General features: G+C 78.2%; 1 pseudogene. It reads right to left on the reverse strand.

The features are described from left to right. Positions 1–229: pseudogene (locus C100_RS0124505) on the reverse strand (anti-sigma factor family protein); the annotation flags it as partial.

The following is a 229-nucleotide window of genomic DNA, read 5'->3' on the forward strand; positions in this document are numbered from 1 at the left end:
GCGCCGGAAGCTGAGGCCGATGCGGATCGGCGCGTCCCGCTGGGCCGAGGCCAGTTGCGTGTCCAGCGCGGCGGCGAGCGATCCCTGCGCCACCAGGACGCCATCCCGCATCCCGATCGGCCCCGCGTCGCCGCCGGTCATGCGCCCCAGGCCAAGGCCCAGCACTAGGCTGGCGGCGATGGCGCCGCCCATCGCCCAGCCGCGCCAGCGCGCCGCCGGCGGCCGGATC

The organism is Sphingobium sp. C100 (assembly GCF_000508185.1).
Taxonomy (GTDB): Bacteria; Pseudomonadota; Alphaproteobacteria; order Sphingomonadales; family Sphingomonadaceae; genus Sphingobium.